The organism is Lentzea indica, from assembly GCF_012184385.1.
In the GTDB taxonomy this organism is placed as follows: domain Bacteria; phylum Actinomycetota; class Actinomycetes; order Mycobacteriales; family Pseudonocardiaceae; genus Lentzea; species Lentzea indica.
The window spans coordinates 1-24,780 of sequence record NZ_VSRL01000132.1 but is presented as its reverse complement, the minus strand read 5'-3'; the positions used below and the strand labels follow the sequence as shown (position 1 = coordinate 24,780).

Here is a 24,780-nt window from a genome sequence, read left to right as displayed (position 1 = left end):
CCGGCCGCCCCGGTCTCGTATCCCGGCTGGCACGAGCGGGAACGGGCGGCGCGGTTGCGGGAGCACGGTGTGCCGGTGCCACGGGCGTTGTTCGAGGAACTGCGGTCGGTGACGGTGGGGGTGGGCGCATGATGCGGCTCGGCATCGTCGGACTCGGCGTGATCTCCCGTTTCTACCTGTCCGCGCTGGAAAGCTCTCCGGACTTCACGCTCGCCGCCGTCTGCGATCGCGACCCCGCCGCGTTGGCGGGTCACCGGATGCCCGGCTACCGCGACCACCGCGAACTGCTCGCCGCGGGCGGGCTGGACGCAGTCGTCGTCACCGCGCCGAACGACGTGCACGCCATCGTGTGCCGGGACGTTCTCGACGCCGGGCTCCCGGTGTGCGTGGAGAAACCGCTGGCCACCACCCTGGCCGACGGCCGTGACCTGGCCGACAGGGCCGCCCGGCGGCAGGTCGCGTTGTTCACCGCGTTCCACCGCCGCTACAACAGCAACGTGCTCGCGCTGCGCGACGAGATCGGCGGCGCGACGATCGAGTCGGTGACCGTGCGGTACCTGGAACAGATCGAGGAACACGTCGGCCACGACCGCTGGTACCTCGACGCGGCGCGCTGCGGTGGTGGCTGTGTCGCGGACAACGGTCCGAACGCGCTCGACCTCGTCCGGCTCTTCCTCGGGCAGGTGGCACTGCGCGGCGTGCGGATCAGCCGGGACGACGCCGGCGTCGACCGGCAGGCGGTGCTCGTGCTCGACCGCGCGAACGTGGAGCTCGACTGGTCGTTTCCCGGCGAGGTCAAGGACGTCGAGATCCGCCTGGCCGACGGGTCGGTGCTCCACGCGGACATGCTGGCCGGCTACCGGGAGTTCAAGGAGTCGCTCCGGCACGAGTACGAAGGCGTGCTGCGTGAGTTCGCGGAGGCGGTGCGGCTGGGAGCGGCGTGGTCTGACGGAGGCCTGGCTCTGTTGTCCATTGTGGATGAAGCATATCGGAGGGAGACGTATGCGCGAGGACGGGCCGAAACGGGAGATCACCGGCACAGTCGTGAAGGTGCTGGTACACCGGCGTGACGATCGGGGGATGAGCCTGGAGCCGTTCGCCAGCCGGTGCGTGCGCGAAGGTGAGGTGCACGAGCTGGTCACCACCGACCACGACGACACCACTCCCGGCGCGCGGATCGACCGGGTCGGATTCCTCGGGTTCGTGGAGATCGGATGCGCGGGTGTGATCGACCGCGGTGACGAGGTGTGGATCGCCGGGGTTCGAGTGGGCACGGTGCTCGGGTTCGACGGTTGCCATTTTCCCAACCACTACAACATCCTCATCCACGTGCCGCGTCCGCGCACCGGGCCCGACCTCGGACTGAAACCCGAATTGGACGTGCGTTTCACCCAGTCGCCCTGAGCACGACGAAACGGGCCCCAGGCGCATCGCCTGGGGCCCGTTTCATCACGCGGTCAGTTGCCGAGCAGCGGCACGTCCAGCTTGCCGAGGTGATAGTCGCGCACGGCTTGCACGAGCTCATCAACAGTCAGCTTGCCGTTGCCGTTGACATCGATGGCGCAGAACGCGTTGTCGATGGCAGAGGGCTCGACACCGATGGCGTCCAGCCACTTGCCGAACTCCTGCGGGCTGACCTCGCCGTCGCCGTCGGTGTCACACAGCCCGACGATCGCCGCGATCGTGGGGCGCACGACCCGGTTGAACCCCGAGTCACCCTCCTGGAAGATCTGCGCCTCGATGACCTCGATGAACTGCTGCTCGGTCATCGAGCCGTTCGGTCCGACGCCCGCCTTGCTCGCCAAGTACTCGAACATGCCCGTGAACGAGTCGACCACCGCGCGGGCCTGCGGCGACGCCGGGTCCTCGCCGAACGCGTTGATGATCCGGCGAGCCTCGGCCTCGTAGTCGGACTTCTCGATCCGGCCGTTGTTGTTCACATCCCACTTCGCGAAACGCTTCTTGAGCCGATCGTTCTTGACTGCAGCGGTCATTCGCGCACACTCCTTCTCACGGAAGTTCGGAAGAACTGATGTCCGCCTGCCGGGCCCCACCCCGGCAGGCACCCCTACAGCAGGCGCTCTTACAAGCGCACAACCTCCTCTCCAGGAACGCGTCCCGTCACGTCGAAGAACAGCCGGGCGGTCCTCGCCAGCCGGCCGAGGTCGTAGCCACGGTGAGCGACAAGCAGCACAACGGCGTCCGCGGTCCGCAGAGCCGTGTCGAGATCCGGCGCGGCCTGCCCGAGCTCGGGCACTCCACCGGCCACCGGATCGTGATAGGTCACGATCGCACCGAGCGCACGCAGGCCCAGCGCGATCCGCACCGCAGCGGACTCGCGGGTGTCCGGCACGTCCGCCTTGTAAGTGACGCCGAGCAGCAGGATCTTCGCACCCGGCAAGGGTTTGCCGTGGTCAGCGAGCATCCGCGTCACGCGTTCGATGACATAGGACGGCATCCGGTCGTCCACCTGCCGCGCCGCGTGCACCACACCCAGCCGGGTACCTTCCCGTTCGGCCTTGTCCAGCAGGTACTTGGGATCGACCGGGATGCAGTGCCCGCCGACACCGGGTCCGGGCACGAACGGCGCGAACCCGAACGGCTTGGACGCCGCACAGTGCAGCACGTCCCACACGTCGACGCCGATGTTGTCGCAGAACATCGCGATCTCGTTGACCAGCGCGATGTTCACATACCGGTAAGCGTTCTCCAGCAGCTTCGCCATCTCCGCCTCACGGGTGCCGCGCGCTACCACCACCGTGTCGACGAACCGCCCGTAGAACGTGGCGCAGTGCTTGGCACACAGAGGGGTGTGGCCGCTGACGACCTTCGGGGTGTTGCGCAAGCCGAACTGCAGATTTCCGGGATCGATCCGCTCGGGCGAGTAGGCGAGCGGGAAGTCCTCACCCGCGATCAGCCCATGCCGCTCCAGGATCGGCCGGACGACCTCGTCGGTGGTCCCGGGATAGCTGGTCGACTCCAGCACCACCAGCGTGCCAGGCCGCAGATGCTCGGCGATGGTCGTGGCTGCGGAGCGCACGGCGGACAGATCCGGCCCACCCCCGGCGTCGAGTCCGGTGGACACGCAGATCACGATCGTCTCGGCCTCGCTCAGCACCGCCGGATCGGAGGTGACGGTGAAACCCTTGGCCCGCATGGCTCGTAGCTGAGCCGTTGACACATCGAGCACGTGCGAGCGGCAGTCGGCCACCGCGGTGACCACCTCCGGAGAGGTGTCGTACCCGACCACCGACAACCCTGCGGCGATGGCTTCGGCGGCGAGCGGCAGGCCGACGTGGCCGACTCCGACCACGACAAGATCGACAGACACGCGTGTCCTTTCCCGACTCGTCACACCAGGGATCAGTCCTTGACGGAGAACGCCCCGCTGCCGGTGACGTGTGAACCGTGCTCCTCCTTGACGACCAGCCCAGGGGTCATGCAGAACGGGTCTGCGTGCACGACGACGTCGGCGTTGGTCAGGTTGACCAGCACGTGCGCGGCGAGCGGGAGTTTGTTGCAACCGTTGGGATTCCGGTAGATCTCGATCGCCGTGACCTCGGTCGAGAACACCGCCACCTGGCCAGCCGCAGCCTGTGCGGGCGAGTTCATCGATGCCAGGAGAGCGGTCGCGGCGAGCGCGCCCAACGTTGCGGTGACAAAGCGTCTCATCGAGTCCTCCAGGTTCGGTGATGTCGCTCTCCGTACGCTAACAGCGACGGAATGCGATTTTGGATTTGTGCCCAAACACCACGCGCCCAGGTTGCGGTCGGCCAGGAGGGACATCCGAATGGAGGTGTTCCGACGCGCCTCTGCGTGTGCTTTTACCGCTGGCGTTCCCATGAACGAGTGACGCGCACGTCACCGTCGGCCGAGACCGCGCAACGCGATCATCATCCCGAGCAGGCCCGCCATGGCGGCATCGTTGCGATGCCCCACTGGAAACGGAACGGTTGATCAACCTCGGCTCACCCTGCGTGAGCGCGACCACGCGTTCTTCGAAAAGCACATCCAAGAGCGCTCAGGGGATCGCCTAACTGGAGGTACTGGCCACCGACACGCTCTCCGACAGCCTGCACGGCGACAGCCCGAGAAGATCTGGGCCACACCCGAAGAAATCATGCGCATCGCCGCACAAGCAGCAGCACTCATAGGTGACACCATCGGTACGCTCATCATCACTCAAAGCTCCGCGGCCGCGATGCTGATGTGTGTTCGCGCCGCTGGCTTGTCTACGTGGTCGAGGTCCCGGCGGCCCTCTACCGAATCGCGTCACCGAGGTCTACTCCCACGTCGCACCCGAAGTCGAACTACGACTCCTCAACGACCTGCAGCGCCGGTGGCACGAAGCAGACCTGAATGTCCCGGCGCACCCGGCCGCACCCGAACCGGCAGACCGCCACGTCTCCGGACCGCTTGCCGCGTAACGAACCCGTGCCCCTCACACCGTTGGTGGGAGGGACACGGCGATCACCCAGTCCAGCCACCAGCTTGATGATCAAGCAGGAGAATCATGCCCCAGAACTGCTCCATAGGGTCACCACAACACGGCCGACAGACGATCACCGGAGATCAACCTGGAACAGCAAGAAACCCGCCTGACCAGCGGAAACCGCTCAGTCAGACGGGCTCTACGAAAGAGTGGAGCTGAGGGGACTCGAACCCCTGACCCTCACACTGCCAGTTTGGTCCACAAAGGACTCCAACCAGCACAAACACTAGAACCCCAACAACTCCAACGCAAATAGCCGCCGTTCAGCGCCGTTGAGTGCCGTTCGATGACGTTCAACTACCTGCCCTGCTCCAGTTCCGCTCCAGCACGATCAGTGTGAGACTCGCGGTCAGCGTCACACCGAGCCGTCAGCAGGTTGAGCGGGTCACGACGGCGCGATGAGCCGAAACCGGCCTCCGCGCAGGCGAACGAGTTCCAGGCGAGGTGGCGCACCCTTGGGCCAGGGCGCGAGTCCAAGCGTCATCAGCCACCGACCAACGGCAGCACTGCGCAACTCGGTGCACGTGCGCCAGAACGACTTCGACAGAGACACCGTGACGGCGTCGGCCGGCCCGAGTTCGATCTCGACGGAGTCCCAGCATGGTTCGAAGAACTCATCCCGATCTGCGGCGGAGATCCGCAGCCCATAGCCCGCGCCGGACCCCAGCGGCCTACCGTTGCTCCAGGCCGTCACAAGCACGATGATCTCCTCCTCGACAGCGAGCGCTGACTGGGCATGATCGCTGGCGTAACAGCCGACCCGCCGCTCCGATCCCGTGTCAAGACGCCGGACATGGGCGAGGCGTTCGCGACATGCACCGTCGATCCCCTCACAGCGTCCGGCATCGACAGCCACACTCGCTTCACTCTCTACCGCGGAGCGACACCCGATACCCCGGTCCACGGCATGTACAGCTTCGTCCCAGCCCGACCCGCCGACCACCCGCACCCACGGTTCAACCGTCCACCCCCTCAAGCTGATCAACCCGGCATGCCGGCAAAGCACCTGGGGCTCCCGACAGCCCCTACCGATCACCAAGATTCAGGACGCCTGGACCGCACTCCGCGATCAGATCCTCGTCGCCGATCTCGCCCTCGGCACGCACCTCGCCACCCCACCTCACCACATGGACAGCAACCCGATTCCGACCCCGACGCAAACGCCCCGGCCACAAGAAGCGGTCATACCTTGTGGTTCGAACGACCCACATTCTCTGAGGTCAAGTCGTGCTACGGTCGCCTTCGTTGCGAAATAATTGGCTGCTTGTGCCGCTTTGGGTGCACTTTCGCGTGCCACGGAACTCTGCTGTATTTCGGATGCAAACAGAAGGGTCAGCGGTGAACCGTTCGGTTACGCGCCTGCGCAAGATGGCTGTGGTTATGTGATCGGCGGGTGGCTGCCGTGAGCGCCAAGGTCCATTGAGGCTTCCACTGACCTGGTATTTCCGGCATATACCCATCGCATTCCAGGAGCCTGCGGCCAGCCACCTCGCCGTTCGACAACAGGGCGTGGATCAGGAAGACCGGGCCGGACCGGCGACCCGGCATCCAGACAGCATTCCTGAGGACATCTTCTACTTCTCGCGAGAATCGAGACATCTACGAAGCACCCTTCCACGAGACCATCATGACCTCACCGACCAGTCAGGCCGCGTGACTGAACCTGTCATCCAACGGCGCAGCACGGCACAAACTACGGAGCTCGACATAGTGAAGAACCTACTGAGGTCGTTCCTCATCATCCCGGCGCTCACTGTGGGGTTGTTGGCCGGAAACGCAGGACCAGCCGCGGCATCGTCGGTGTATCTGGCGACGAACGACGGCGTGACGTACAGCTTCGTGCAAAACGTTCACAGTCCGGCGTTCAGCAACTCCAAGAGTGGCTACATCAAGATCCACCTGCAGCGGTCATGCGCGACCTCGGAGGGGTCGTTCATCGTCCGGCTGCAAAAGCGCATCGGTAGCAACTGGGTCGTGCAATCCAGCACCGAGCGCATCTGGTGCAGCACCAGCCGCGGCTACCTCACCCTCAACTGGCACTATCAGCAGTCTGGGACGTATCGGATCGACTTCTACTCGCTGACCGGGAGCAGTCAGAAGCGCATCCACTACTGGGGCGTGTACCGGTCAGACAATCCGTGATGCGGGCCACGTAGTCGCACCTTGAAGCCCGCCGTGCTCGTCCTGTTGGGACGGACCGGGACAACGAGGTGCGGTTAGGCCATCTGAAGCGAGGTGGCGGGATCGAGCATGGCTTCGCAGGCGGTGGAGCTGAGGTAGCCGAGGCTGGAGTGTCGGCGGCGGGTGTTGTGTGCTAGCCCTGATGGCACCTGCGGGGACATCTGTACCAGCCAGTGGCCGTCGAGCCAGGGTGTCGAGAGTGGCGACTCGTGGACGGATTGCCGTCGCCGGTATGCGACGCCGGTGACCACGCGTGCTGACATGGACGCGGTGAACCACCGGGCCGCATGCTGGCGACGGCAATCCGTACGCGACGATGGCCCGGTCCTCGACCAGCAGGTGCCGGCCGTCATCGTGAGATGTCGTGCACTGCGCGACGCCTACAGGAACGGACCACGGCGGATTACCTCTCGCTTCCCCACAAGATGTCCTTCTGACCGCTGTTGCAATCGCTCTCCAAGACGCTCCGTGGAGGGTTCGCGTCCATCTTCAGCTCGTCCTCCGGCCAGGACGCGACTTCAGCGCGCGTCTTTTCCAGTACCTGGGCGGCGTCGCGCACCAGCAGGTACTCGTCGCCAACGGGAAGGCGCTGCAGATCGAGATCAATGCCGCCGCGGAACGAAACACCCTCCAGCCGGGCTCCGGTGAGGTCGTTGCCCCTGTACTCGTTTCGCGTCCGCCCGAGACGCTCGTTGTCCCATGGTGTCGCGCTGAACGTGACGTCGCGGAGGAGACCGGAGAACACGCAGTCCACGAACTCGGCCTCGTGACACATCATCTTCTCGATCTTGACGTACATCACGGCAAGCCAACTCAGAGGTCACCTATCGGTGCAGCCGACCCCTGCGGCACTGAGCGCGGTACATGACTGCAGATCGCGAATCTCCAGGTCGACTCCGCATCGCCGAGCAGGCCGCCGCCTCGGCGGAGAGACCGCCGGCCTGCTCGTCATCACCGCCGCCTGGACCGGATCTTCTGATCACTTGTCTGTCACTGTGCACCGCGGAGTTCGACGTCGTGCCTGATCGCCGTGACGAGGACCCAGCCCCGCAGGTCGTCGACGGTGCTGGACTCGAGGTGAGTCCGGAACCCGTGTGCCGTGAGCCCGTCGACGATCGCTTCCGGCGAGTGCCGGGTCATCAGGCGCATGTACTGCCCCGTGTAGGGGTCGAGTTCGAGCGCTGAGGAACTCCCTCGCTGGGTGCCGAGGACCAGCATGCCACCGACCGCGATGACCCTGGCCAGTTCGGCGAACGCGATGCGGAGCTGCTCCGGCGGCAGGTGCAGGAGCGTGGCGACGCACCAGCACCCTGCCACCGCACCGGCGCGAAGCGGGATCCCGCGGACGTCACCCTGCACGAGCGGAGCGGCGACCTGCCGCCGGCTCTCGGCCAGCATGCCGGCAGACAGGTCGATGCCCACGACGTTCGCGCCGAGGCTCTCCAGGTGCTGAAGGTCCCTGCCGCTGCCGCAGCCCAGTTCCAGCACCAAGCCAGTACCCGCGTGGGCGAGCAGTCGATCGGCGTAGGGCACGAGGCCCCTGCGGATCGTGCGGTTGGCGGCCGCGTACGCCGGAGCAAGCCCGTCGTACGTGTGCCGTGACCACGGCACCGGCTCAGGGTCGACTACCACTCAGTTCCTCCCCGTGGGACAGCGCGTGTGCAGCGAGCAGACGAGGCACGCCGAAGTCCACTGTCGGCACGAACACCTCTCCACCCGCGACGATCAGGTCTCCGCCCTTGGTCCGCACCAAGGTCAGTTCCGCAGACACCTTCGACGTCCCTGTCGCGTCGGAGACCGTCGCGTGCTCGTCCCCGACGAGGGGAGCGAGCAGGTGCCACGGCACCATCCGCACACACTTCCAGTTGACCAGTTCCGGCAGCCGCGCGGACTCCGCCTTCCCGGCATCGTCCATCAACCTGAGCGGAAGGTCTGCCGAGTACGCGTCCTGCGCCGACTGCCCGATGAGGTTTACCAGACCGGGGTCTGCAGCCGGCAAGCGCGCCGCGACCTGCCTCGCGTCCTCGACGGTGACCCGGATCCGATGCGCCGCATCGGGTTCTGTCAGAGGAGCTCTCTTCTCTGAGGCGGGCGCGGGCAGCCACGACTCGAGCGCGCTGGCCCGCGCCGCATCCAGCAGGCAGAGCTCCGCTACCCGGTCCAGGCAGTGGCGAAAAAGGGCAGCAACGCGGCTTCGTCGAGCGTGGCGTGCAAGCGGCGTACGTCGACGTCCATCGCCAGTGCCAGATAGATATCGTTGATGCTCTTGGCGTCCACGAAGCAGTCTCCGGCGGCATTGCTGAGCACACAGGTCAGGTTGTCCGTCACGTCGATGGCGGGAAACTCGTCCGCTTCGGACTTTCGCCCATCCGCACATGTCAGTGCGTGCAGCGGCATCCGGCCGCAGTGGCGCACGGAGTACGGCCCCGCGTGCACGTCGACCGAGATCGCGTCGCGCGTTGGCGTGACGAGCTTGAGCGAGGCTCGGCACCAAGACTGATCTCCAGATCGACTTGCGTTCAAGAAGCCGTTGGCGCACAACTAAGTCCTCCTGCTCCGCCGCACCCCGGAGGCCGTCATGGCCTGGACAGAACAGATCGGCAAGCAATCCTGGCGCGTCCGCTACCACACCGGCGACGGACACACCGCGTCCATCTCCGGCTTCACCACCAAACTGGCCGCCGAGAACCACGCCAACGACGTCGAGAGCGACCAACGCCGCAACACCTGGCTCGACCCCGCACGCGGCAAGACCACCCTCGCCGAGTGGGCCACCATCTGGTTCACCTCACTCGATCTCGACCCACGCACCATCGACAACTACCGCAGCATGCTCCGCCGCCACATCCAGCTTCGCTGGGGCACCACCCCGCTCAACGCGATCACCGCGCTCGGCGTCAACAAGTGGATCGCCGACCTCCACGCCCTCGGCTACGCCAATTCCACCATCGCCGGCATCGTCAAGCTCCTGTCGATGATGCTCACCGACGCCGCCGACGAAGGCCTCATCCCCGCCAACCCCGTCCACCGACGCAGACGCCGCGGACGACGAAGCCACCGCATCCAACGCGAACGCGTCTGGGCCACACCCGACGAAGTCCTCCGCATCGCCGACCAAGCCCAAGCACTCGGAGGCAACACCGCCAAGCTGCTGATCATCACCGCCGCTTGGACCGGCTGCCGCTGGGGCGAGCTCACCGGACTGCACCGCGACAACCTCGACCTTGACCGCGGCATCCTGATCGTCGACCCGCGCTTCGGCGCCCTGCACGAGAGTTCCCACAAACAGTGGCTCGGCAATCCGAAGACCACATCCTCAGCCCGAGCCATCACGCTTCCACCGTTCCTGATCAAGCTGCTGCGCGACTACCTCCAGCATCACGACAACGAGTTCGTGTTCACCGCGCACGGCGGAAACTGGTTGTGGCGCAGCACCTTCACCCAACGCATCCTCGAACCAGCCGTCAACGGCAACGAAGACAGTCCATACAATCGCTCCCGCACAGTGCCTATCCGACCGGGCCTGACGTTCCATGGACTGCGGCACAGTCACAAGACCTGGCTCATCGCCGACGGCGCACCCGAGATCGCCCAAGCACGACGCCTCGGACATCACCTGCCCAACCGCGTCACCGAGGTCTACTCCCACGTCGCACCCGAAGTCGAACAACGACTTCTCGACAACTTGCAACGCAGGTGGCGCGCTGCCAGAGCAGACGTCAAAGCACACCCGACGGCTCCAGAACCGGTCGCACGGCGCCTGTCCGGCCCCGTTGCCGCATAACCAACACAACGACCCTCACCCCGTTGGCAAGAGGGACACCACATCCACGCAGACCAACGACCCAGGAACCGTTCTTCCTGGAGAAAGCCGCTCCAGAACCTCTCCACCAGACCAGAACAAGACGATCAAGAGGTGATCACCAGTGAAACGCAAAGAACCCGCCTGACCAGCAACAAAGGCTCGATCAGACGGGTTCTACAACTTGTGGAGCTGAGGGGACTCGAACCCCTGACCCTCACACTGCCAGTGTGATGCGCTACCAGCTGCGCCACAGCCCCTTGAAGGTCCACGTTCCCAGTAGGTTTCCCTGCCGTTCTCGTGTGGCAATACCGTACATCACCCGCGCCACAAGATAAAAATCGGGGGTATCCAAACCGCATTCGGCCTGGTAGGACCAGGTGATGACCGCCGGAGCGCCGTTCGATCCGAAGATCGAGTGCATGGACCCCGAGGCCCGTCGCGAGCTGCAGGAACAGCGCCTGCAAGGCCTCGTCGACCGCCTTCTCGGCACCGAGAACTTTCAGGGCGCCAGGCTCAGGGAAGCCGGAGTGACGCGTGGCACAGATGTGCGCCTCGACGAGATCCATCTGCTGCCCACGATCAGCAAGCAGGACCTCTGGGACCACTACCCGTTCGGGCTGCAAATCGCGCCACAGGAAGACATCGTGTGCGTGCACGGGTCGTCGGGCACGGGTGGCAGGCCGACGCTCATCCCCTACACCGCCAACGACATCGAGATCTGGTCCGAGGTCATGGCCAGGGCGCTCAAGGGTGCCGGGGCCACCACGACCTCGATCGTCCACAACGCTTACGGCTACGGGCTTTTCACCGGCGGGCTCGGGGTGCACCACGGTGGGCTCAAGCTGGGAGCCACGGTGATCCCCATGTCTGGCGGCATGACCGAGCGGCAGGTGAGGCTCATCGACGACCTCAAGCCTGACGTGCTCTGCTGCACGCCCTCGTACGCGCTGAGACTGGCGGAGGACCTCAAAAAGGAGAACTCGATCCAGGTCGGCATCTTCGGCGCAGAGCCGTGGACCGAGGAGATGCGCCAGGAGATCCAGCAACGGCTCGGAATCAAGGCGCTGGACATCTACGGACTGTCCGAAGTGATCGGTCCGGGTGTGGCGTGCGAATCCCTTGACTCCGAAGGGCTTCTCAACATCGCGGAGGACCACTTCTACCCCGAGACCGACCAAGGCGAGCTCATCTTCACCACGCTCACCAAGACCGGCATGCCACTCTTGCGCTACCGCACGGGCGACGTGGCAACGCTCCACGAGCCGGCCGGCCAACGCACGCTTCGGAGGATGAGCAAGCTCAAGGGCCGCAAGGACGACATGCTCATCATCCGCGGCGTCAACGTGTTCCCGACGGAGATCGAGGCGGTCGTCCTCACCCTCGCGAGCCCGCACTACCTGATCATCGAAGACCGCAGGACCACCACAGCGCAGCTGCACGTGGCGGTCGAGTCCACACAGGACATCAAGGCGAAACTGAGCCAAGACCTCAAGGAACGCCTGGGCATCACGTGCCAGGTCCACGTTCTGGAACCGGGAAAGCTGCCGCGCACGGAACAAGGAAAAGCGCAACGCCTGGCCCGGTGGACCCAGGGCCAGGCGCCGATCGACGGTCTTACTTAGTCAGGTCGGAGAGCCAGTTCTTGTTGTCGAGGTCGACGAGTTTGCCACCCGAAGCGACGCTGGGCGTGCCGCGGAAACGGCCCGTCTCGGCGTCGCGGAGAACGGGGTCGTTGCTGGTCTTGGACATCAGCTCGTCCAGCTGCGTCTTGTAGGTGTTGTTCTGCACGCAGGACTCGAAGGACGCCGAGGTGACGCCGACTTCCTTGCCCAGCTTGATGAGCTGGTCCTTGGTGTAGCCGGCTTCGCCTTCCTCGGGCTGCGTGTTGAACAGCGCCGCGTGGAACGCGTTGAACTTGCCGTCGTCGGCCACGCACAGGGCGGCGTTGGCCGAGTCGGTCGAGTAGCCCTCTGGCTTCGAGAGGCGGTTCAGCATCGGCAGGATGTTGTAGCGGACCTTGACCTTGCCGTCCTCGACGGCCTGTTTGATCGACGTACCGTAGGTCTTCTCGAACGTGCCGCAGATCGGGCAGAGGAAGTCCTCGTACACGTCGACGGTCACGGTGGCGGTGTCCTTGCCGACCACGACCGTGCTGCCGTCGCGGACCGCGGGCGCCGAGATCACGTGGTCGGCCGGTGCCTGGGGGATCGCGGCGCCAGGTGTCGGTCCCGAGGGCTTCATCGACTGGAAGACGACGTAGCCGATGACCGCGATGGCCAGCACCGCGACGACGGCTACGCCTGCGATGATCTTGGTCCGCTCCGAACCGCCCGAGGTACGGGCCTGGGCCACCGCACGCGCGGCCTGCTTCTTCTTCCGCGCACTGCGCTCTGCTCCACCCACGGCGACGAGGGTAGCGAGCCAAACTAAAAGAAAGCTGAGTACCCAATCACGCTTCTGGGTGGCGTGGCTTGCCGCCGACTCGCTCGCCGGTCGGGACCTCGGCGCTCTCGTCGAGGCAGCCGCACTCCGGTGCCACGGCAGCGGCCGTGTGCTCCTCCTCATGTGTGGGCAGGGTCTCGGGGGCGATCAGCCAGACGCCGACGGACAGCAGCAGCGCGGCGCCGGTGATGGCGAACGACGCTTCGAACCCGAACGCGTCGGCCACCAGGCCGGTGCAGAGCGGGCCGATGATTGCGCCGAGGTCCGTCACCATCTGGAAAGCCGCGAGAACGGGGCCGCCCTTGCCGCGCGCGCCGATGACGTCGGCCACCACGGCGTTCTGCGGCGGGTTCAGCAGGCCGGCGCCCATGCCCGCGACCAGGGAGGCGGCCATGAACATCCACACGTCGGTGGTGAAGCCCATCCAGATCGTGGCAACGCCGCTGACCACCAGGCCGATGATCGCGACCGGCTTGCGGCCCCACGTGTCGGCGACCTTGCCGGAGAGGAACAGCATCGCGGCGTTACCCGCGGCGAACACCGACATCGAGATGCCCGCCATGGCCGCGCTGCTCCGCAGGCCCTCGATCACGAACACCGACACCAGCGAGATCCGCACACCGAACACGGCCCAGCCGTTGGCGAACCCGGACGCCAGGGCCGCCCGGTAGGACCGGTGCCGCCACGCCTCGCGCACCGTCATCGGCGTGTCAACGTTGGACCTGTCCAACGCCGCCAAAGTCGAGCGTCGCAGGAAGAACCAGACAACGAACGCGGCGAGGCACAGCATCACGCCGTACGCCACGAACGGCACCCACAGCCCGAACGGCACGAGGCCCGCTCCGATGATCGGCCCCGCGACGTTCCCGATGAGGAAGCCCGCGGCCCACATGCCGGACGCCCGCCCGCGCATCGGCGCGGGGGTGATCCGGATCAGCAGACCGAGTGCGGCCACCGTGAACATCGTCGACCCGATGCCGGCGAGCGCCCGCCACGCCAGCATTTCGCCGTAGCTCGACGAGAAGCCGGAGAGCGCGGTGCCGACGGCCACGATGAGAATGCCGACGATGTAGACGTGCGGCTCGCCGAACCTGTTGACGAGCTTGCCGCTCATCGGCGCGAACGCCAGCCGCACGAACGCGAAAGAGCTGACCAGGGCCGCGACCGCGGTGTTGCCGACGCCGAACGACTTCGCGAACACCGGCAACACCGGCGCCACGAGGCCGAACCCCACGGCGATGATGAAGCTCGCCGCGACCAGAACCCAGACCTCAACCGGCAACCGCTCGCGCACGCGCACCCCAGCCTCCCTTAGCCCTGCTAAGGATATGTCACGCGGCAACTAAGTAACTCAGTCGAGCAGCTCATCCACTCTGCGTACATATGCCGTCACGGGATAGGCCGCCTCGAACCCGCACGCCTCGGCGAACCGCTCCCCCGGACCCTCGTCGACCTGCGAGGCGACCAGCATCGCCCCGGCTGACCGCAGGGCCGCAGCAGCAGACACCACCAACGACCGCCCAACGCCACGACGCCGCCGCGCTGGACGTATGACGCACTGCTCGACCAAACCCACACCGCGTTCGGCGAACCCCGACACGAAGCCGCCGATCCGTTCGCCGTCGTCCACCACCAACAACAAACAACGCGGGTCGTCCATTCGATGCCCGAGCCACCGCGACAACCTCGCCCGGTTCCCGACCAGCTCGTCCGACAGCAGCTCGACGATCCCGGGAAGATCCGCGTCGACGGCCCGCCGAACGCCCTCGAGGCGAGCAGGCCCGCGATGAACCACGGTCAACAGCTCCTCGACCGCGTACCAGCCGGAGTCGTCGGCGATTCCCTCGATCTCGTCCACGGTCGTCGGCGACGCGTACACCACCGCCTCGGCACGCCCCACCGCGGCGAACGTGTGCTCGAGCTGCAGCAACGTCGACGCGACCTCGACCGACGAGCCGTCCAGCGCGCAGCCGAAGTTGCCGGACGGAAGCGGGTTCTCCCGGTTGATCACCACGGACGCGCTGCCGACCCTGCCGACCTTGCCGTACCGGACCGCGCCGGACGCGAGCCGCGCGCCCTCCACCAACACGGCCAGCTCCCGTGCCTGGTACGGATCCAGCAACTCCGGGTCGTCCGGATCGCGCAACGGGTCAACCAACTCGACGGCCCTTCCACGAAGCACCTGGACGCAACGCGCAGTCCAGCAGGAACACCCCGATCGTCGCCCACGACAACGGCGCCAGCACAGCCGAGATCTCCGGCTGGCCGACGCGCCGCACGAACTCGCGGTGCGACACGGCCTGCGCGAACCACGCCAGCCACGACCACGGCGACCGCCACCGCAACACCGGGATCAGGCCGTACGCGAGGTGCAACAACCCGGCGACCACCAGCAACAAGCGTCCCCACGGCCCGAACATCTCCCGCATCGACGGCTGGATGCTCTTGCGCAACGACCGCCAGCAGTCCCCGAACGTGTCGATCCCCGAGGTCGTCAGCAAAGCGGTCGCGTCGATGAACCGCACGACCCCGCCGGAGTCCCTGATCAACGTCGCCAGCCCGACGTCGTCGGCGTGGGTCTCGGCGAGCGCCTCCCAGCCACCGGCAGCCTCGAAAACCGCTCGCCGCACCAGGATGCAGTGCCCGACCCCGAGCGCGGTGGCACCGCGACCGTCCGGCGGCGAGCCCTCGAACACGAGCGTGTTGAACGCGGGCAGCAGGAACCACCACGCCGGACCGGTCCCGCGCCCCGACGACGACACGAGGTCCGCACCCAGCTCACCGGCCGAAGCCACCAGCCGTCCCACCAGATCAGGCGTGCAGGTCACGTCCGCGTCCACGAACAGCAGCCACTCCTCGTCACGAGCGGCCCCCACACCGAGGTGCATCGCGTGCGTCTTCCCGGCCCAGCCACGAGCCGGTCCGGACGACTCGATCACCTCGGCGCCACAGGAACGAGCGACAGCGGCCGTCGCGTCCCCAGAAGCGTCGTCCACCACCACAACGCGCACACCCGGCTGACCGACCAACCCGGACAGCAACGACGGCAACGTGGTTTCCTCGTTGCGCGCCGGCACGACAGCCAGCACGGACGCGGTCTTCGAAGAAGACGACACCTCAGGCACGTGCTGCCACTGCGCCACGGTCCGCGCAGACCGCAGTGTGGACAGCGCCGCGGTCACCACACCCGTCATCCCCATGCTTCCACCCTGACACACTCAACGGCGTGCACCTGCCCGATCTCCCGGTGAAGTCCGTTCTCCCGGACCTTCTCAAGGCCCTCGACGACCACGGGTCCGCCGTGCTCGTAGCACCACCGGGCACCGGCAAGACCACGCTCGTCCCGCTGGCCCTCCACGGCAAAGTGGTCGTCGCCGAACCACGCAGGATCGCCGCGCGAGCCGCCGCCGCACGCATGGCAAGCCTCCTCGGCGAACCGGTCGGCCACACCGTCGGTTACTCGGTCAGAGGCGATCGCAAGACGAGCAAGCACACCCGCATCGAGGTCGTGACCAGCGGTCTTCTCGTTCGCCGTCTCCAGCACGACCAAGAGCTGCGCGGCGTCGGCACCGTCCTGCTCGACGAGTGCCACGAACGCCACCTCGACGCCGACCTGCTCCTCACGCTCCTCCTGGACGCCAAGGCAGGACTGCGTCCAGACCTGAAGCTTCTCGCGACGAGCGCAACCGTCGCCGCACAACGACTCTCCGATCTGCTCAACGCTCCGGTGCTGCACACCGAAGCCCGCATGTACCCCACAGAGATCACCTACGTCCCGCCCGCACGCAACGAGCACATCGAGAGCACGGTCGCCAGAGCGATCAACAAGGCACTGTCCGAAGTGGACGGCGACGTGCTCGCGTTCCTGCCGGGCGTCCGTGAGATCAACCGCACGGCCGGACTGCTCAACGCCGACACTGTGATCCTGCACGGCCAGCTCAACGCCCAGACGCAGGACGCCGCCCTCAAACCCGGCCGGCACCAACGGGTGGTCCTGGCAACGAGCATCGCCGAGTCCAGCCTCACCGTCCCCGGCGTCCGAGCGGTCGTCGACGCCGGCCTGGCCCGAGTACCGCGCGTGGACCACCGCCGCGGCCTGGCCGGACTCGCCACGATCCGCGTCTCCCAGGCCGTCGCAGAGCAACGCGCAGGCCGAGCGGGCCGAGAAGCCCCCGGACGCGTCTACCGCTGCTGGCCGGAACACGAGCACTCGACGCTCCCCCGCTACCCGGAGCCCGAGATCCGCACGGCCGACCTGACCAGGCTCGCCCTGGAACTCGCGGTGTGGGGCACCCCGGACGGCACCGGCCTGAGCTGGTGGGACGCCCCACCGGAGGGCGCGCTCAAGGCCGCCCAGGAGACGCTGAACGCGATCGGCGCACTCGAGCCGGACCGCCGCGACCGCATCGCGAGCGTCGGCCTGCACCCACGGCTGGGACGCGCACTCATCGACGGCAGTGCACTCGCGGGCAACCAGACCGCCGCCGAAGTCGTGGCACTGCTCGACGACAGCACGCACGCCACCACGACCGACCTTGCGACCGCGCTGAAGGCCCCTGGCAAGTGGCGCAAGGAAGCCAAGAAACTCGAGAAGCTCGGCACCAACCCGGCCGGCAACGGCGACCCAGCCCTAGTCGTCGCACTCGCCTACCCGGAACGGCTGGCGAAACGCCGGTCCAAGAACAGCAACGTCTACCTGATGGCCAACGGCACGGCCGTCGAACACACCGACTCGCACTCCCAGTGGCTGGCGGTCGCGATCGCCGACCGCGAACCGGGCAGCAAGCACGGCCGCATCCGCCTCGCCGCCCCGGCCGACGAAGAACTCGCCATCGCCGCCGCCCAAGCGCTCGTGCACACGGTCGACGACATCCGGTGGAACGGCGACGTCATCGCGAACAGCGTCCGCAAGCTCGGCGCGATCACGCTCGACGAGCGCCCGCTCAACGACCTCGCCAAGTCCCAGCAGGCACTCCGCCTCGGCCTGGAAACCGAAGGCCTGGGCCTGCTCAAGTGGACCGAGGGTGCCAAACGCTTGCGCGAGCGCATGGCGTTCCTGCACCGGACCCGCGACTGGCCGAGCGTCGAGGACGAGGACCTGATCCGAGCAGTCGACTTCGGCAAGGCGAAGAAGCGCTCCGACCTGGCCAAAATCGACACGACGATGCTGCTGAGGAGCTTGCTGCCGTGGCCGGAGGCGGCGGAGCTCGACCAGCTCGCCCCGGAACGCATCGGCCAGGGCAAGGTCGACTACACGCAGGACCAGCCGGCCCTCCACGTCCGCATCCAGGACGCCATGAAGTGGGCCGACACGCCGCGCATCGCGGGAGTTCCGGTGGTGGTGCACCTGCTCTCGCCCGCGGGCCGTCCCACCGCCGTGACCAGCGATCTCAGGTCCTTCTGGCGCAACGGCTACCTGCGGGTGCGCAGTGAGCTGAAGGGAAGGTATCCCAAGCACCACTGGCCCGAACGGCCCTACGACAAGAGCAGATGAAACCGGAACCTTTGTCGATTCACGGACACTGATTTGAACCATTAGGAATCGAACAACGTTATTCTGGTCTATGGCGCACATCGCGATCTTCCTCATGCCCGAGCGCGGACACGTCTTTCCTTCGCTCGGCATGATCGCGGAGCTCGTGCGCCGCGGCCACCGCGTGACCTGTCCGGTCCCCGCCCCGTTCAGCGCGGCCGTTGCCGAGTGCGGTGCGACCGTGATCCCTTGCACCACAACGCTTCCACCTGAGCTGCCCGAGTCGCTCTACGACGCCGCGCGGCTCGCGCTCGCCGAGGCCGAGTCCGCCCTGCCCCAGCTGGAGCCGGTGTTCCAGGACGACCCGCCGGACATCGTGCTGTGGGACATCGCGGCCTGGGCCGGCGGCGTGATCGCCCGCCGGTTGGGCGTCCCAAGCCTGTTGCTGGAAAGCCTGCTGACCAGCAACTCGCACTGGTCGCTCGGCGCCGCGGTCGTGCCGGCGAGGACGTTCGACAGGGAGGCCATCCGGTTCTTCACCGAGGTCCAGGGCTTCGTCGGCAGCTCGCTGCCGGAGTTCGTCGCGGGCGCGCGTCGCAGGATCGCCTTGTTCCCCAGGGAGTTCCAGCCGGAGGGCGACACGTTCGACGAGCGGTTCGCCTTCCCCGGCCCGTGCCTGACCGAACGAAGGTTCCAGGGCACGTGGGAACCACCTGGTGACACGCCGGTCGTGCTCGCGACGATCGACGCGCAAACGTGCGCGGACGCGGCGCGCGGAATGCCGTGGCACCTTGTCACAAAGGGCAAGGTTCACAAGCCGGCGCCGAACGTCGAGGTGCACGACGACGTCCCGCAGCTGGCCGTTCTGGAACACGCGAGCGTCTTCATCACGCGCGGTGGCCTGGCCGGCGTGATGGAGGCGCTGCACCACGGCGTTCCCATGATCGTCGTGCCGCACCAGGCCGACCAGCGCCTCAACGGCCAACGCGTCGAGGAGCTCGGGCTCGGCGTGCTGCTCGACACCGTGACCGAGGAGGGCGTGCGCTCGTTGGTGAGTCAGCTGACGTCGGACTCCGCGATTTCCGCGCGGGTGAAGGACATGCGGCGGATGATTCACGGGGCTGGCGGCAGTGCGTTCGCCGCGGACGTGGTCGAGGAGGAACTGGCGCGGTGAGACGGATCTGGGACGACGCGGTCCGCGCACTCGGTGGCACGCCGGACGCGGGCGATCTGGCCGAGCGGTATGCCGAGCCGCATCGCGCATACCACAACACCTTCCACGTGGCCTCCGTCGTCCGCGACTCGTCGGCACTGGCCGATGCGTTCGCGTTCACCGCGGAAGAGCGCGCGATCCTCACGTTGGCCGCCTGTGCGCACGACGTGATCTACGACGGCAAGCCGGGTGAGGACGAACGCGCGTCAGCCGCATGGGCGCGAGAACACCTGGCAGGGCTTGAAGAACAGCACATCGCCCGCGTGGAGTCGCTGGTGCTGGCCACGATCACGCACTCGTCCGACGACCCGCTGGCGCACGTGCTGCTCGACGCCGACCTGGCCGTCCTCGGCTCGGAACCGGAGCACTACGAGCGCTATCGCCTGGCCGTGCGCCAGGAGTACTCGCGGTACGACGACTCGACGTGGCGCACGGGCAGGACGAAGGTGCTGAAGTCCCTGCTCGACCGCGAGGACCTGTTCGTGACCGAGCCCGCGCGGCAGCGGTGGGACGCCGCCGCGCGGATCAACCTCGCCCGCGAGCTTCAGTCCTTGGCGTAGAGCACCTTCGTCGAGGTCGTGAAGCGCCGCAACGTCTCCGGGATGGGCTCGACGCCGATGCCGGGCCCTGTCGGCAGGGCGATGAAGCCGTCCTCGAGCTCGAACGGTTCGGTGATGTCCTCCGCGAACCACCGCCGCGACGCGGAGGTGTCGCCAGGCAGCACGAAACCGGGCAGCGCCGCGAGCACCAGGTTCGGCCCGCGCCCGATCCCGGTCTCGAGCATTCCCCCGCACCACACCGGAATCCCGTGGGCGACCGCGACGTCGTGGATCCGCCGCGCCTCCAGGTAGCCACCGACGCGGGCGGGCTTGATGTTGATCACGCGGCACGCGTCCATCGCGATGGCCGTCGCCGCGTCCTTGGCCGACGTGATCGACTCGTCGAGGCAGATCGGCGTGCGAATCCGCTGTGCGAGCAGCGCGTGCCCACGCATGTCGTCCTCGTCGAGCGGCTGTTCGATCAGCAGCAGGTCGAACTCGTCGAGTTTGCGCAACTGATCGGCGTCGGCCAGCGTGTACGCGGTGTTCGCGTCGACCTGCAGCGGGATGTCGCCGAAGCGTTCCCGCACCGCCCGCACGGGTTCGACGTCCCAACCGGGCTCGATCTTGAGCTTGATCCGGACGTAGCCGTCGGCGAGGTGTTCCTCGACGTCGTCCAGCAGCTGCGGAATCGAGTTCTTGATCCCCACCGAGATCCCGGAGGGCACGCGCTCGGCGGTGGCGCCCAGGTACGTGCCGATCGGCATCCCGTACGACCGCAGCTCGGCGTCCAGGATCGCCGTTTCGAGCGCGGCCTTGGCGAGCTTGTGCCCCTTGACCGCCTCGGTCCTCGCGGCGACCTCGGCAGCGGTGACCTCCGGCACCACCCGCGGCACGAGGTGGTCTGCCAGCACGAGCTCCGCGGCGGCGACGAACTCGGAGCAGTACAGCGGTTGCGGGTCGGCCGCGAACTCCGACCACCCCTCGGCCGTGTCCGTCACGACCCGCAGCAGGAACGTGTCCTTCGTCGTCATAGTCCCGAACGACGTGCGAAACGACTGCACCAGCGGAATGGCGACGTTCACCAGTTCAACGCGCTCGATCTTCACTTGCGCTCCAACTGGTACCAGCCGTCGCGCGACATCGAGGTCGCCACGTAGCCCGTGTCGAAGGCGCCGACGAACACGCCGCGCACCGCTTCCCGCCACTGCTTGGCCAGCTCGGCGGACTCCTTGCGCACCTGCACGATGTCGCGCGGCACCCGGCACCAGATCCGCTCGCCGTCCGTGCGCGCCAGCGGTTCCCCGTCCGGCGCGGCCCGCGTGACCTCACCGGCCGGCTCGGACTCGCGGGTTTCGCGCTCACTCGTGAGGTCCCACTGCACGGTGAGCCGGTCGCTCTCGTCGCCTTCGTTCACGCCGTCGCGCATCGACCCGTAGAAGTCCACCGTGTACTCGGTGACGACCGCCCCGAGCTTCACCAGGTTGAACCGGGCGTTGCGCGACACCAGCGGGTCGTAGGTCCACCGCATCGACTTCGCGCCGAGCCCGACCGCCCAGTCCTTCTGTGCCTGCTTGAGCGAGTACCCGACACCGTGTTTCGCCGCCGCGATCATCGAGTACACCGACCCGTCCGGGCAGAAGAGGCCGGTCGTGGCGCCGACGAGCTCGTCGCCGTCGAACGCCCCGATCGTCGCGCCGCCCGCGTGCCGGATGCAGTGCAACGTCTCCGTGGACAACACGTCCTCGGTCGTCTCCCAGACTTTGGCGTAGTACGTGGCGACGCGAGCGATGCCGGGAACGTCACCGATCACTTGGAACCGCAAGGCCCGCCCTCCTCACGCTGTAGCCGAAGTAGATGACGAACCCGAGGACCATCCACGCGAGGAACGCGATCCACGTGTCCAGCCCGAGGCTGAACATCATGTAGACGCAGAACGCCAGCCCCAGCAACGGCGTGACCGGCGAGAACGGCACCCGGAAGCTGCGCTGCCGGTCCGGCTCGGTGCGGCGCAGGATGATCACCGCGACGTTGACCAGCGCGAACGCGAAGAGCGTGCCGATGCTGGTCGCGTCGGCCAGCGAACCCAACGGCACCAGCGCCGCGAGCACAGCGATGAACTGGCCGACGACGATCGTGTTCACGAACGGCACACCCGTCCGCGGGCTGAGCTTCGCGAAGATCGACGGCACGAGTCCATCACGGGACATGGCGTACAGAATCCGCGTCTGTCCGTAGAGGACGGTCAAAACGACCGAAGTCGTCGCGACCACAGCACCGATCGACAGCAGGATCGGCCAGATCGCGCCGCTGACGTTGTCGGTCAGCACCCGGCTCAGCGCCGCCTCTGTGCCCTCGAACGTCTGCCACGGCATGGCACCGACCGCGGCCAGCGCCACGGCGCAGTACAGCGCGGTGATCACGACCAGGGACAGGATGATCGCACGCGGCAGGTCGCGCTGCGGGTTCTTGGCCTCCTCACCGGCGGTCGACGCGGCGTCGAATCCGATGTAGGAGAAGAACAACGTGGCCGCACCGGCGCTCATGCCCGCCAGGCCGAGCGGGAACAGCGGCTGCAGGTTGCCCGCCCTGAACGCGGTGAACGCGACCGCGCAGAACATCAGCAGCGCGCCGATCTTCACCCACACCAGGATCGTGTTGGTGCGCGCACTGCCCTTGGCGCCACCGAGCAGCACCACCATGGAGATGACCACGACCAGCACGGCGGGGATGTTGATGATCCCGCCCGCACCCGGCGGCTGGCTCAGCACGTCGGGAATCCGCACGCCCAGCACGAGGTGCAGCAACTCGTTGACGTACTGCCCCCACCCGACCGCGACCGCCGCGACCGAGACGCCGTACTCGAGGACGAGACACCAGCCGCAGACCCACGCGACGATCTCGCCGAGCGTGGCGTAGGTGTAGGAGTACGAGGAGCCGGACGCCGGGATGAGGCCGGCGAGCTCGGCGTACGACAGCGCGGAGAACAACGCGGTGATACCGGCCAGCACGAACGACACCACGATGGCGGGACCGGCGAGCGGCACCGCCTGCCCCAGCACGACGAAGATGCCGGTGCCGAGCGTCGCGCCGATGCTGATCATCGTGAGGTGACCGACGCCGAGGCTGCGCTTCATCTCGCTGCCGGGATGAGTCAGCTGGTCGATCGGCTTGCGCCGCAACACCCGCGCCCCGATGCGCTGTTCGTTGCTCATCGAGCCAACATAACGCCCGGCCTCTGACCTATCGGCCACCAACCGGCCGGAACGTGCGGCGGTATGTGTCCGGTGGCACACCAACAGTTCGGTGGAAGTGCCGTCGCAACGTCGTCGCGGTACCCATTCCCGACGCGCCAGCGATCTGGTCCACGCTGTCGTCCGTCATCTCCAGCAGTTGCTGCGCGCGCCGGATCCGTTGCGTGTGCAGCCACTGCAACGGCGTGGTGCCCGTCACGGCTTTGAAGAGCCGGGCGAGGTGACGCGAGCTCATGTTCGCCTGGCGCGCCATGTCCTCGACGGTCAGCGTCTGGTCGAGCCTCTTGCTCGCCCAGTCGAACAGCTCGGTCAGCGGATGACCTCCGTCCGACGGCACCGGCGCGAGGACGAACTGCGCCTGCCCGCCGTCCCGATGCGGTGGCACGACAAGTCTTCTGGCCGCCGTGTTTGCCGTGGCGGTCCCGTGGTCGCCGCGGATCAGGTGCAGGCTCAGGTCGATCGCCGCCGCCTTGCCCGCGCTCGTCAGCACCTGGCCGTTGTCGACGTACAGAACATCCGGGTCGACTTCCACGCGTGGATACCGCCTGGCCAGCTCGTCGGTGTGCGCCCAGTGCGTGGTCGCCCTGAGCGCGTCGAGCAGCCCCGCCTCCGCCAGCACGAACGCCCCCGTGCACAGCGACACGATCCGCGCGCCCTCGTCGTGGGCGTTTCGGACCGCCTCGACCAGGGCCTCGTCGATCGGCTCGTCGACGTCGGCGATGGCGGGCACGATCACGGTGTGGGCGCGTTTGAGCTGGTCAAGGGGCAGGTCCGGTTCCAGCGTGAACTTGCCGAGACGAACCGGTCCGTCTCCGCAGATCTGTACGCGATAGTCGAGCTGCGGGGCGGTGAAGATCTCGTACGTCGCGGTCAGCTCGAAGTGCAGCATCCCGCCGGTCACAGCGAACGCGAGCATGTCCGAAACTGTACGCATCGTGTCGTTCCAGACACTAGCCCGGTTTCCGCCGGACGGCTTTGATGGTCCACATGGGACACAAGGTCGCGGTTTACGGCGCTTCGGGACACACGGGTCGCTTCGTTTTGGCAGAGCTGGAAAAGCGCGGCTTCGAGCCGCTCCCGTTCGGGCGTGCCCAGGCAACGGCCGACTACCCGGCCGCACTGGATCGGGCGCTGACCGGTGCCGCCGCGGTGATCAACACGGCCGGTCCGTTCGCGGTCACCGCTCTGCCGCTGATCGCCGCGGCCGAACGCGTGGGCATCCCGTACGTCGACGTCGCGGCGGAGATCGAGGCGAACGCCGACACGTTCGCCCGCGGCGCCTCGATCCCGGTGGTCCCCGCGATGGCGTTCTTCGGCGGCCTGGCAGACCTGCTGGTCACCGCGGCGATGGCCGACTGGACCACCGCGGACTCCGCCCACA

The 24,780-nt window shown here is 67.0% G+C and carries 25 protein-coding genes and 1 tRNA gene; 9 read left to right on the top strand and 17 right to left on the bottom strand.

Annotated elements, in window-relative coordinates:
• Positions 1 to 128: 128 nt before the first annotated feature.
• Together FXN61_RS29945 and FXN61_RS29940 are read left to right on the top strand one after the other, a co-directional pair.
• The gene (locus FXN61_RS29945; RefSeq protein WP_167977355.1) at positions 129 to 1,070 is read left to right on the top strand and encodes a Gfo/Idh/MocA family protein; all 942 of its coding nucleotides are present in this window, start codon (positions 129 to 131) and stop codon (positions 1,068 to 1,070) included.
• Positions 979 to 1,404, top strand: a complete 426-nt coding sequence (locus FXN61_RS29940) for a DUF6917 domain-containing protein (RefSeq protein ID WP_376770769.1) — start codon at positions 979 to 981, stop codon at positions 1,402 to 1,404. The genes FXN61_RS29945 and FXN61_RS29940 overlap by 92 nt, the downstream gene beginning before the upstream one ends.
• 53 nt (positions 1,405 to 1,457) lie before the next feature.
• Here the strand turns inward: FXN61_RS29940 and FXN61_RS29935 are convergent, their stop codons facing one another.
• The 4 genes from FXN61_RS29935 to FXN61_RS29920 all read right to left on the bottom strand — a co-directional run bounded on the left by FXN61_RS29935 (position 1,458) and on the right by FXN61_RS29920 (position 5,348).
• Positions 1,458 to 1,994, bottom strand: coding sequence for an EF-hand domain-containing protein (locus FXN61_RS29935; RefSeq protein ID WP_167977353.1), 537 nt, complete (start codon positions 1,992 to 1,994; stop codon positions 1,458 to 1,460).
• Between the two features lie 89 nt (positions 1,995 to 2,083).
• Entirely contained in the window at positions 2,084 to 3,331 is a 1,248-nt protein-coding gene (locus FXN61_RS29930) for a nucleotide sugar dehydrogenase (RefSeq protein ID WP_167977352.1), read from the bottom strand.
• A gap of 32 nt (positions 3,332 to 3,363) precedes the next feature.
• Positions 3,364 to 3,672, bottom strand: coding sequence for a hypothetical protein (locus FXN61_RS29925; protein WP_167977351.1), 309 nt, complete (start codon positions 3,670 to 3,672; stop codon positions 3,364 to 3,366).
• Positions 3,673 to 4,877: 1,205 nt separating this feature from the next.
• Positions 4,878 to 5,348 (bottom strand): hypothetical protein, encoded by a 471-nt coding sequence (locus FXN61_RS29920; protein WP_167977350.1) that lies wholly within the window; start codon positions 5,346 to 5,348, stop codon positions 4,878 to 4,880.
• Between the two features lie 563 nt (positions 5,349 to 5,911).
• On the opposite strand from FXN61_RS29920, the gene FXN61_RS29915 reads away from it, so the two are divergent.
• Complete coding sequence (locus FXN61_RS29915; protein WP_167977349.1) at positions 5,912 to 6,634, top strand: hypothetical protein; 723 nt, start codon at positions 5,912 to 5,914, stop codon at positions 6,632 to 6,634.
• A 442-nt stretch (positions 6,635 to 7,076) separates the two neighbouring features.
• Here the strand turns inward: FXN61_RS29915 and FXN61_RS29910 are convergent, their stop codons facing one another.
• The 4 genes from FXN61_RS29910 to FXN61_RS29895 all read right to left on the bottom strand — a co-directional run bounded on the left by FXN61_RS29910 (position 7,077) and on the right by FXN61_RS29895 (position 9,214).
• A complete protein-coding gene (locus FXN61_RS29910; protein ID WP_167977348.1) occupies positions 7,077 to 7,472 on the bottom strand; it encodes a hypothetical protein in 396 nt (131 codons plus the stop codon).
• A gap of 191 nt (positions 7,473 to 7,663) precedes the next feature.
• Positions 7,664 to 8,305, bottom strand: coding sequence for a class I SAM-dependent methyltransferase (locus tag FXN61_RS29905; RefSeq protein ID WP_167977347.1), 642 nt, complete (start codon positions 8,303 to 8,305; stop codon positions 7,664 to 7,666).
• Positions 8,289 to 8,588: a hypothetical protein gene (locus FXN61_RS29900; protein ID WP_167977346.1), complete on the bottom strand. Its 300-nt coding sequence runs from the start codon at positions 8,586 to 8,588 to the stop codon at positions 8,289 to 8,291. Before FXN61_RS29900 ends, FXN61_RS29905 begins: the two co-directional genes overlap by 17 nt.
• A 236-nt stretch (positions 8,589 to 8,824) precedes the next feature.
• Positions 8,825 to 9,214, bottom strand: a complete 390-nt coding sequence (locus FXN61_RS29895) for a hypothetical protein (RefSeq protein ID WP_167977345.1) — start codon at positions 9,212 to 9,214, stop codon at positions 8,825 to 8,827.
• 37 nt (positions 9,215 to 9,251) lie between these two features.
• On the opposite strand from FXN61_RS29895, the gene FXN61_RS29890 reads away from it, so the two are divergent.
• Entirely contained in the window at positions 9,252 to 10,457 is a 1,206-nt protein-coding gene (locus FXN61_RS29890; RefSeq protein ID WP_167977344.1) for a tyrosine-type recombinase/integrase, read from the top strand.
• Positions 10,458 to 10,662: 205 nt separating this feature from the next.
• On the opposite strand, the gene FXN61_RS29885 is transcribed toward FXN61_RS29890, so the two are convergent.
• Positions 10,663 to 10,735: transfer RNA gene (locus FXN61_RS29885), tRNA-Ala, on the bottom strand.
• 123 nt (positions 10,736 to 10,858) lie between these two features.
• Here FXN61_RS29885 and FXN61_RS29880 point away from each other — a divergent pair.
• Positions 10,859 to 12,100, top strand: coding sequence for a phenylacetate--CoA ligase family protein (locus FXN61_RS29880; protein WP_246292178.1), 1,242 nt, complete (start codon positions 10,859 to 10,861; stop codon positions 12,098 to 12,100).
• Here FXN61_RS29880 and FXN61_RS29875 read toward each other — a convergent pair.
• Genes FXN61_RS29875 through FXN61_RS29860 form a run of 4 tightly spaced genes read right to left on the bottom strand, consistent with a single transcriptional unit; the run spans position 12,093 to position 16,120 of the window.
• Positions 12,093 to 12,881, bottom strand: coding sequence for a DsbA family protein (locus tag FXN61_RS29875; RefSeq protein ID WP_167977343.1), 789 nt, complete (start codon positions 12,879 to 12,881; stop codon positions 12,093 to 12,095). The two genes, FXN61_RS29880 and FXN61_RS29875, sit on opposite strands and share 8 nt — an antisense overlap.
• Before the next feature lie 46 nt (positions 12,882 to 12,927).
• A complete protein-coding gene (locus FXN61_RS29870; RefSeq protein ID WP_167977342.1) occupies positions 12,928 to 14,220 on the bottom strand; it encodes an MFS transporter in 1,293 nt (430 codons plus the stop codon).
• A 51-nt stretch (positions 14,221 to 14,271) separates the two neighbouring features.
• Positions 14,272 to 15,078, bottom strand: a complete 807-nt coding sequence (locus FXN61_RS29865) for a GNAT family N-acetyltransferase (RefSeq protein ID WP_167977341.1) — start codon at positions 15,076 to 15,078, stop codon at positions 14,272 to 14,274.
• Complete coding sequence (locus FXN61_RS29860; RefSeq protein WP_167977340.1) at positions 15,071 to 16,120, bottom strand: glycosyltransferase family 2 protein; 1,050 nt, start codon at positions 16,118 to 16,120, stop codon at positions 15,071 to 15,073. The genes FXN61_RS29865 and FXN61_RS29860 overlap by 8 nt, the downstream gene beginning before the upstream one ends.
• Before the next feature lie 26 nt (positions 16,121 to 16,146).
• Between FXN61_RS29860 and hrpB the strand changes: the two genes are divergently transcribed.
• The 3 genes from hrpB to FXN61_RS29845 all read left to right on the top strand — a co-directional run bounded on the left by hrpB (position 16,147) and on the right by FXN61_RS29845 (position 20,166).
• Positions 16,147 to 18,414 carry an ATP-dependent helicase HrpB gene (gene hrpB, locus FXN61_RS29855; protein WP_167977339.1) on the top strand — a complete coding sequence of 756 codons (2,268 nt, stop codon included), beginning with the start codon at positions 16,147 to 16,149 and terminating at the stop codon, positions 18,412 to 18,414.
• 70 nt (positions 18,415 to 18,484) lie between these two features.
• Positions 18,485 to 19,567 carry a macrolide family glycosyltransferase gene (locus tag FXN61_RS29850; protein ID WP_167977338.1) on the top strand — a complete coding sequence of 361 codons (1,083 nt, stop codon included), beginning with the start codon at positions 18,485 to 18,487 and terminating at the stop codon, positions 19,565 to 19,567.
• Positions 19,564 to 20,166 carry an HD domain-containing protein gene (locus FXN61_RS29845; RefSeq protein ID WP_167977337.1) on the top strand — a complete coding sequence of 201 codons (603 nt, stop codon included), beginning with the start codon at positions 19,564 to 19,566 and terminating at the stop codon, positions 20,164 to 20,166. The genes FXN61_RS29850 and FXN61_RS29845 overlap by 4 nt, the downstream gene beginning before the upstream one ends.
• Here the strand turns inward: FXN61_RS29845 and menC are convergent.
• The 4 genes from menC to FXN61_RS29825 are packed head-to-tail and all read right to left on the bottom strand — an operon-like array spanning position 20,151 to position 24,333.
• Positions 20,151 to 21,254, bottom strand: a complete 1,104-nt coding sequence (menC, locus tag FXN61_RS29840; RefSeq protein WP_167977336.1) for an o-succinylbenzoate synthase — start codon at positions 21,252 to 21,254, stop codon at positions 20,151 to 20,153. The genes FXN61_RS29845 and menC overlap by 16 nt on opposite strands.
• The gene (locus tag FXN61_RS29835; RefSeq protein WP_167977335.1) at positions 21,251 to 21,970 is read right to left on the bottom strand and encodes a chorismate synthase; all 720 of its coding nucleotides are present in this window, start codon (positions 21,968 to 21,970) and stop codon (positions 21,251 to 21,253) included. Before FXN61_RS29835 ends, menC begins: the two co-directional genes overlap by 4 nt.
• A complete protein-coding gene (locus FXN61_RS29830) occupies positions 21,948 to 23,360 on the bottom strand; it encodes an amino acid permease (RefSeq protein WP_167977334.1) in 1,413 nt (470 codons plus the stop codon). Before FXN61_RS29830 ends, FXN61_RS29835 begins: the two co-directional genes overlap by 23 nt.
• A gap of 28 nt (positions 23,361 to 23,388) precedes the next feature.
• Positions 23,389 to 24,333, bottom strand: coding sequence for a helix-turn-helix domain-containing protein (locus FXN61_RS29825; RefSeq protein WP_167977333.1), 945 nt, complete (start codon positions 24,331 to 24,333; stop codon positions 23,389 to 23,391).
• Positions 24,334 to 24,386: 53 nt separating this feature from the next.
• Between FXN61_RS29825 and FXN61_RS29820 the strand changes: the two genes are divergently transcribed.
• Positions 24,387 to 24,780, top strand: a 394-nt coding sequence (locus FXN61_RS29820) for a saccharopine dehydrogenase family protein (RefSeq protein WP_512698758.1), incomplete at its 3' end; no start/stop codon positions are given.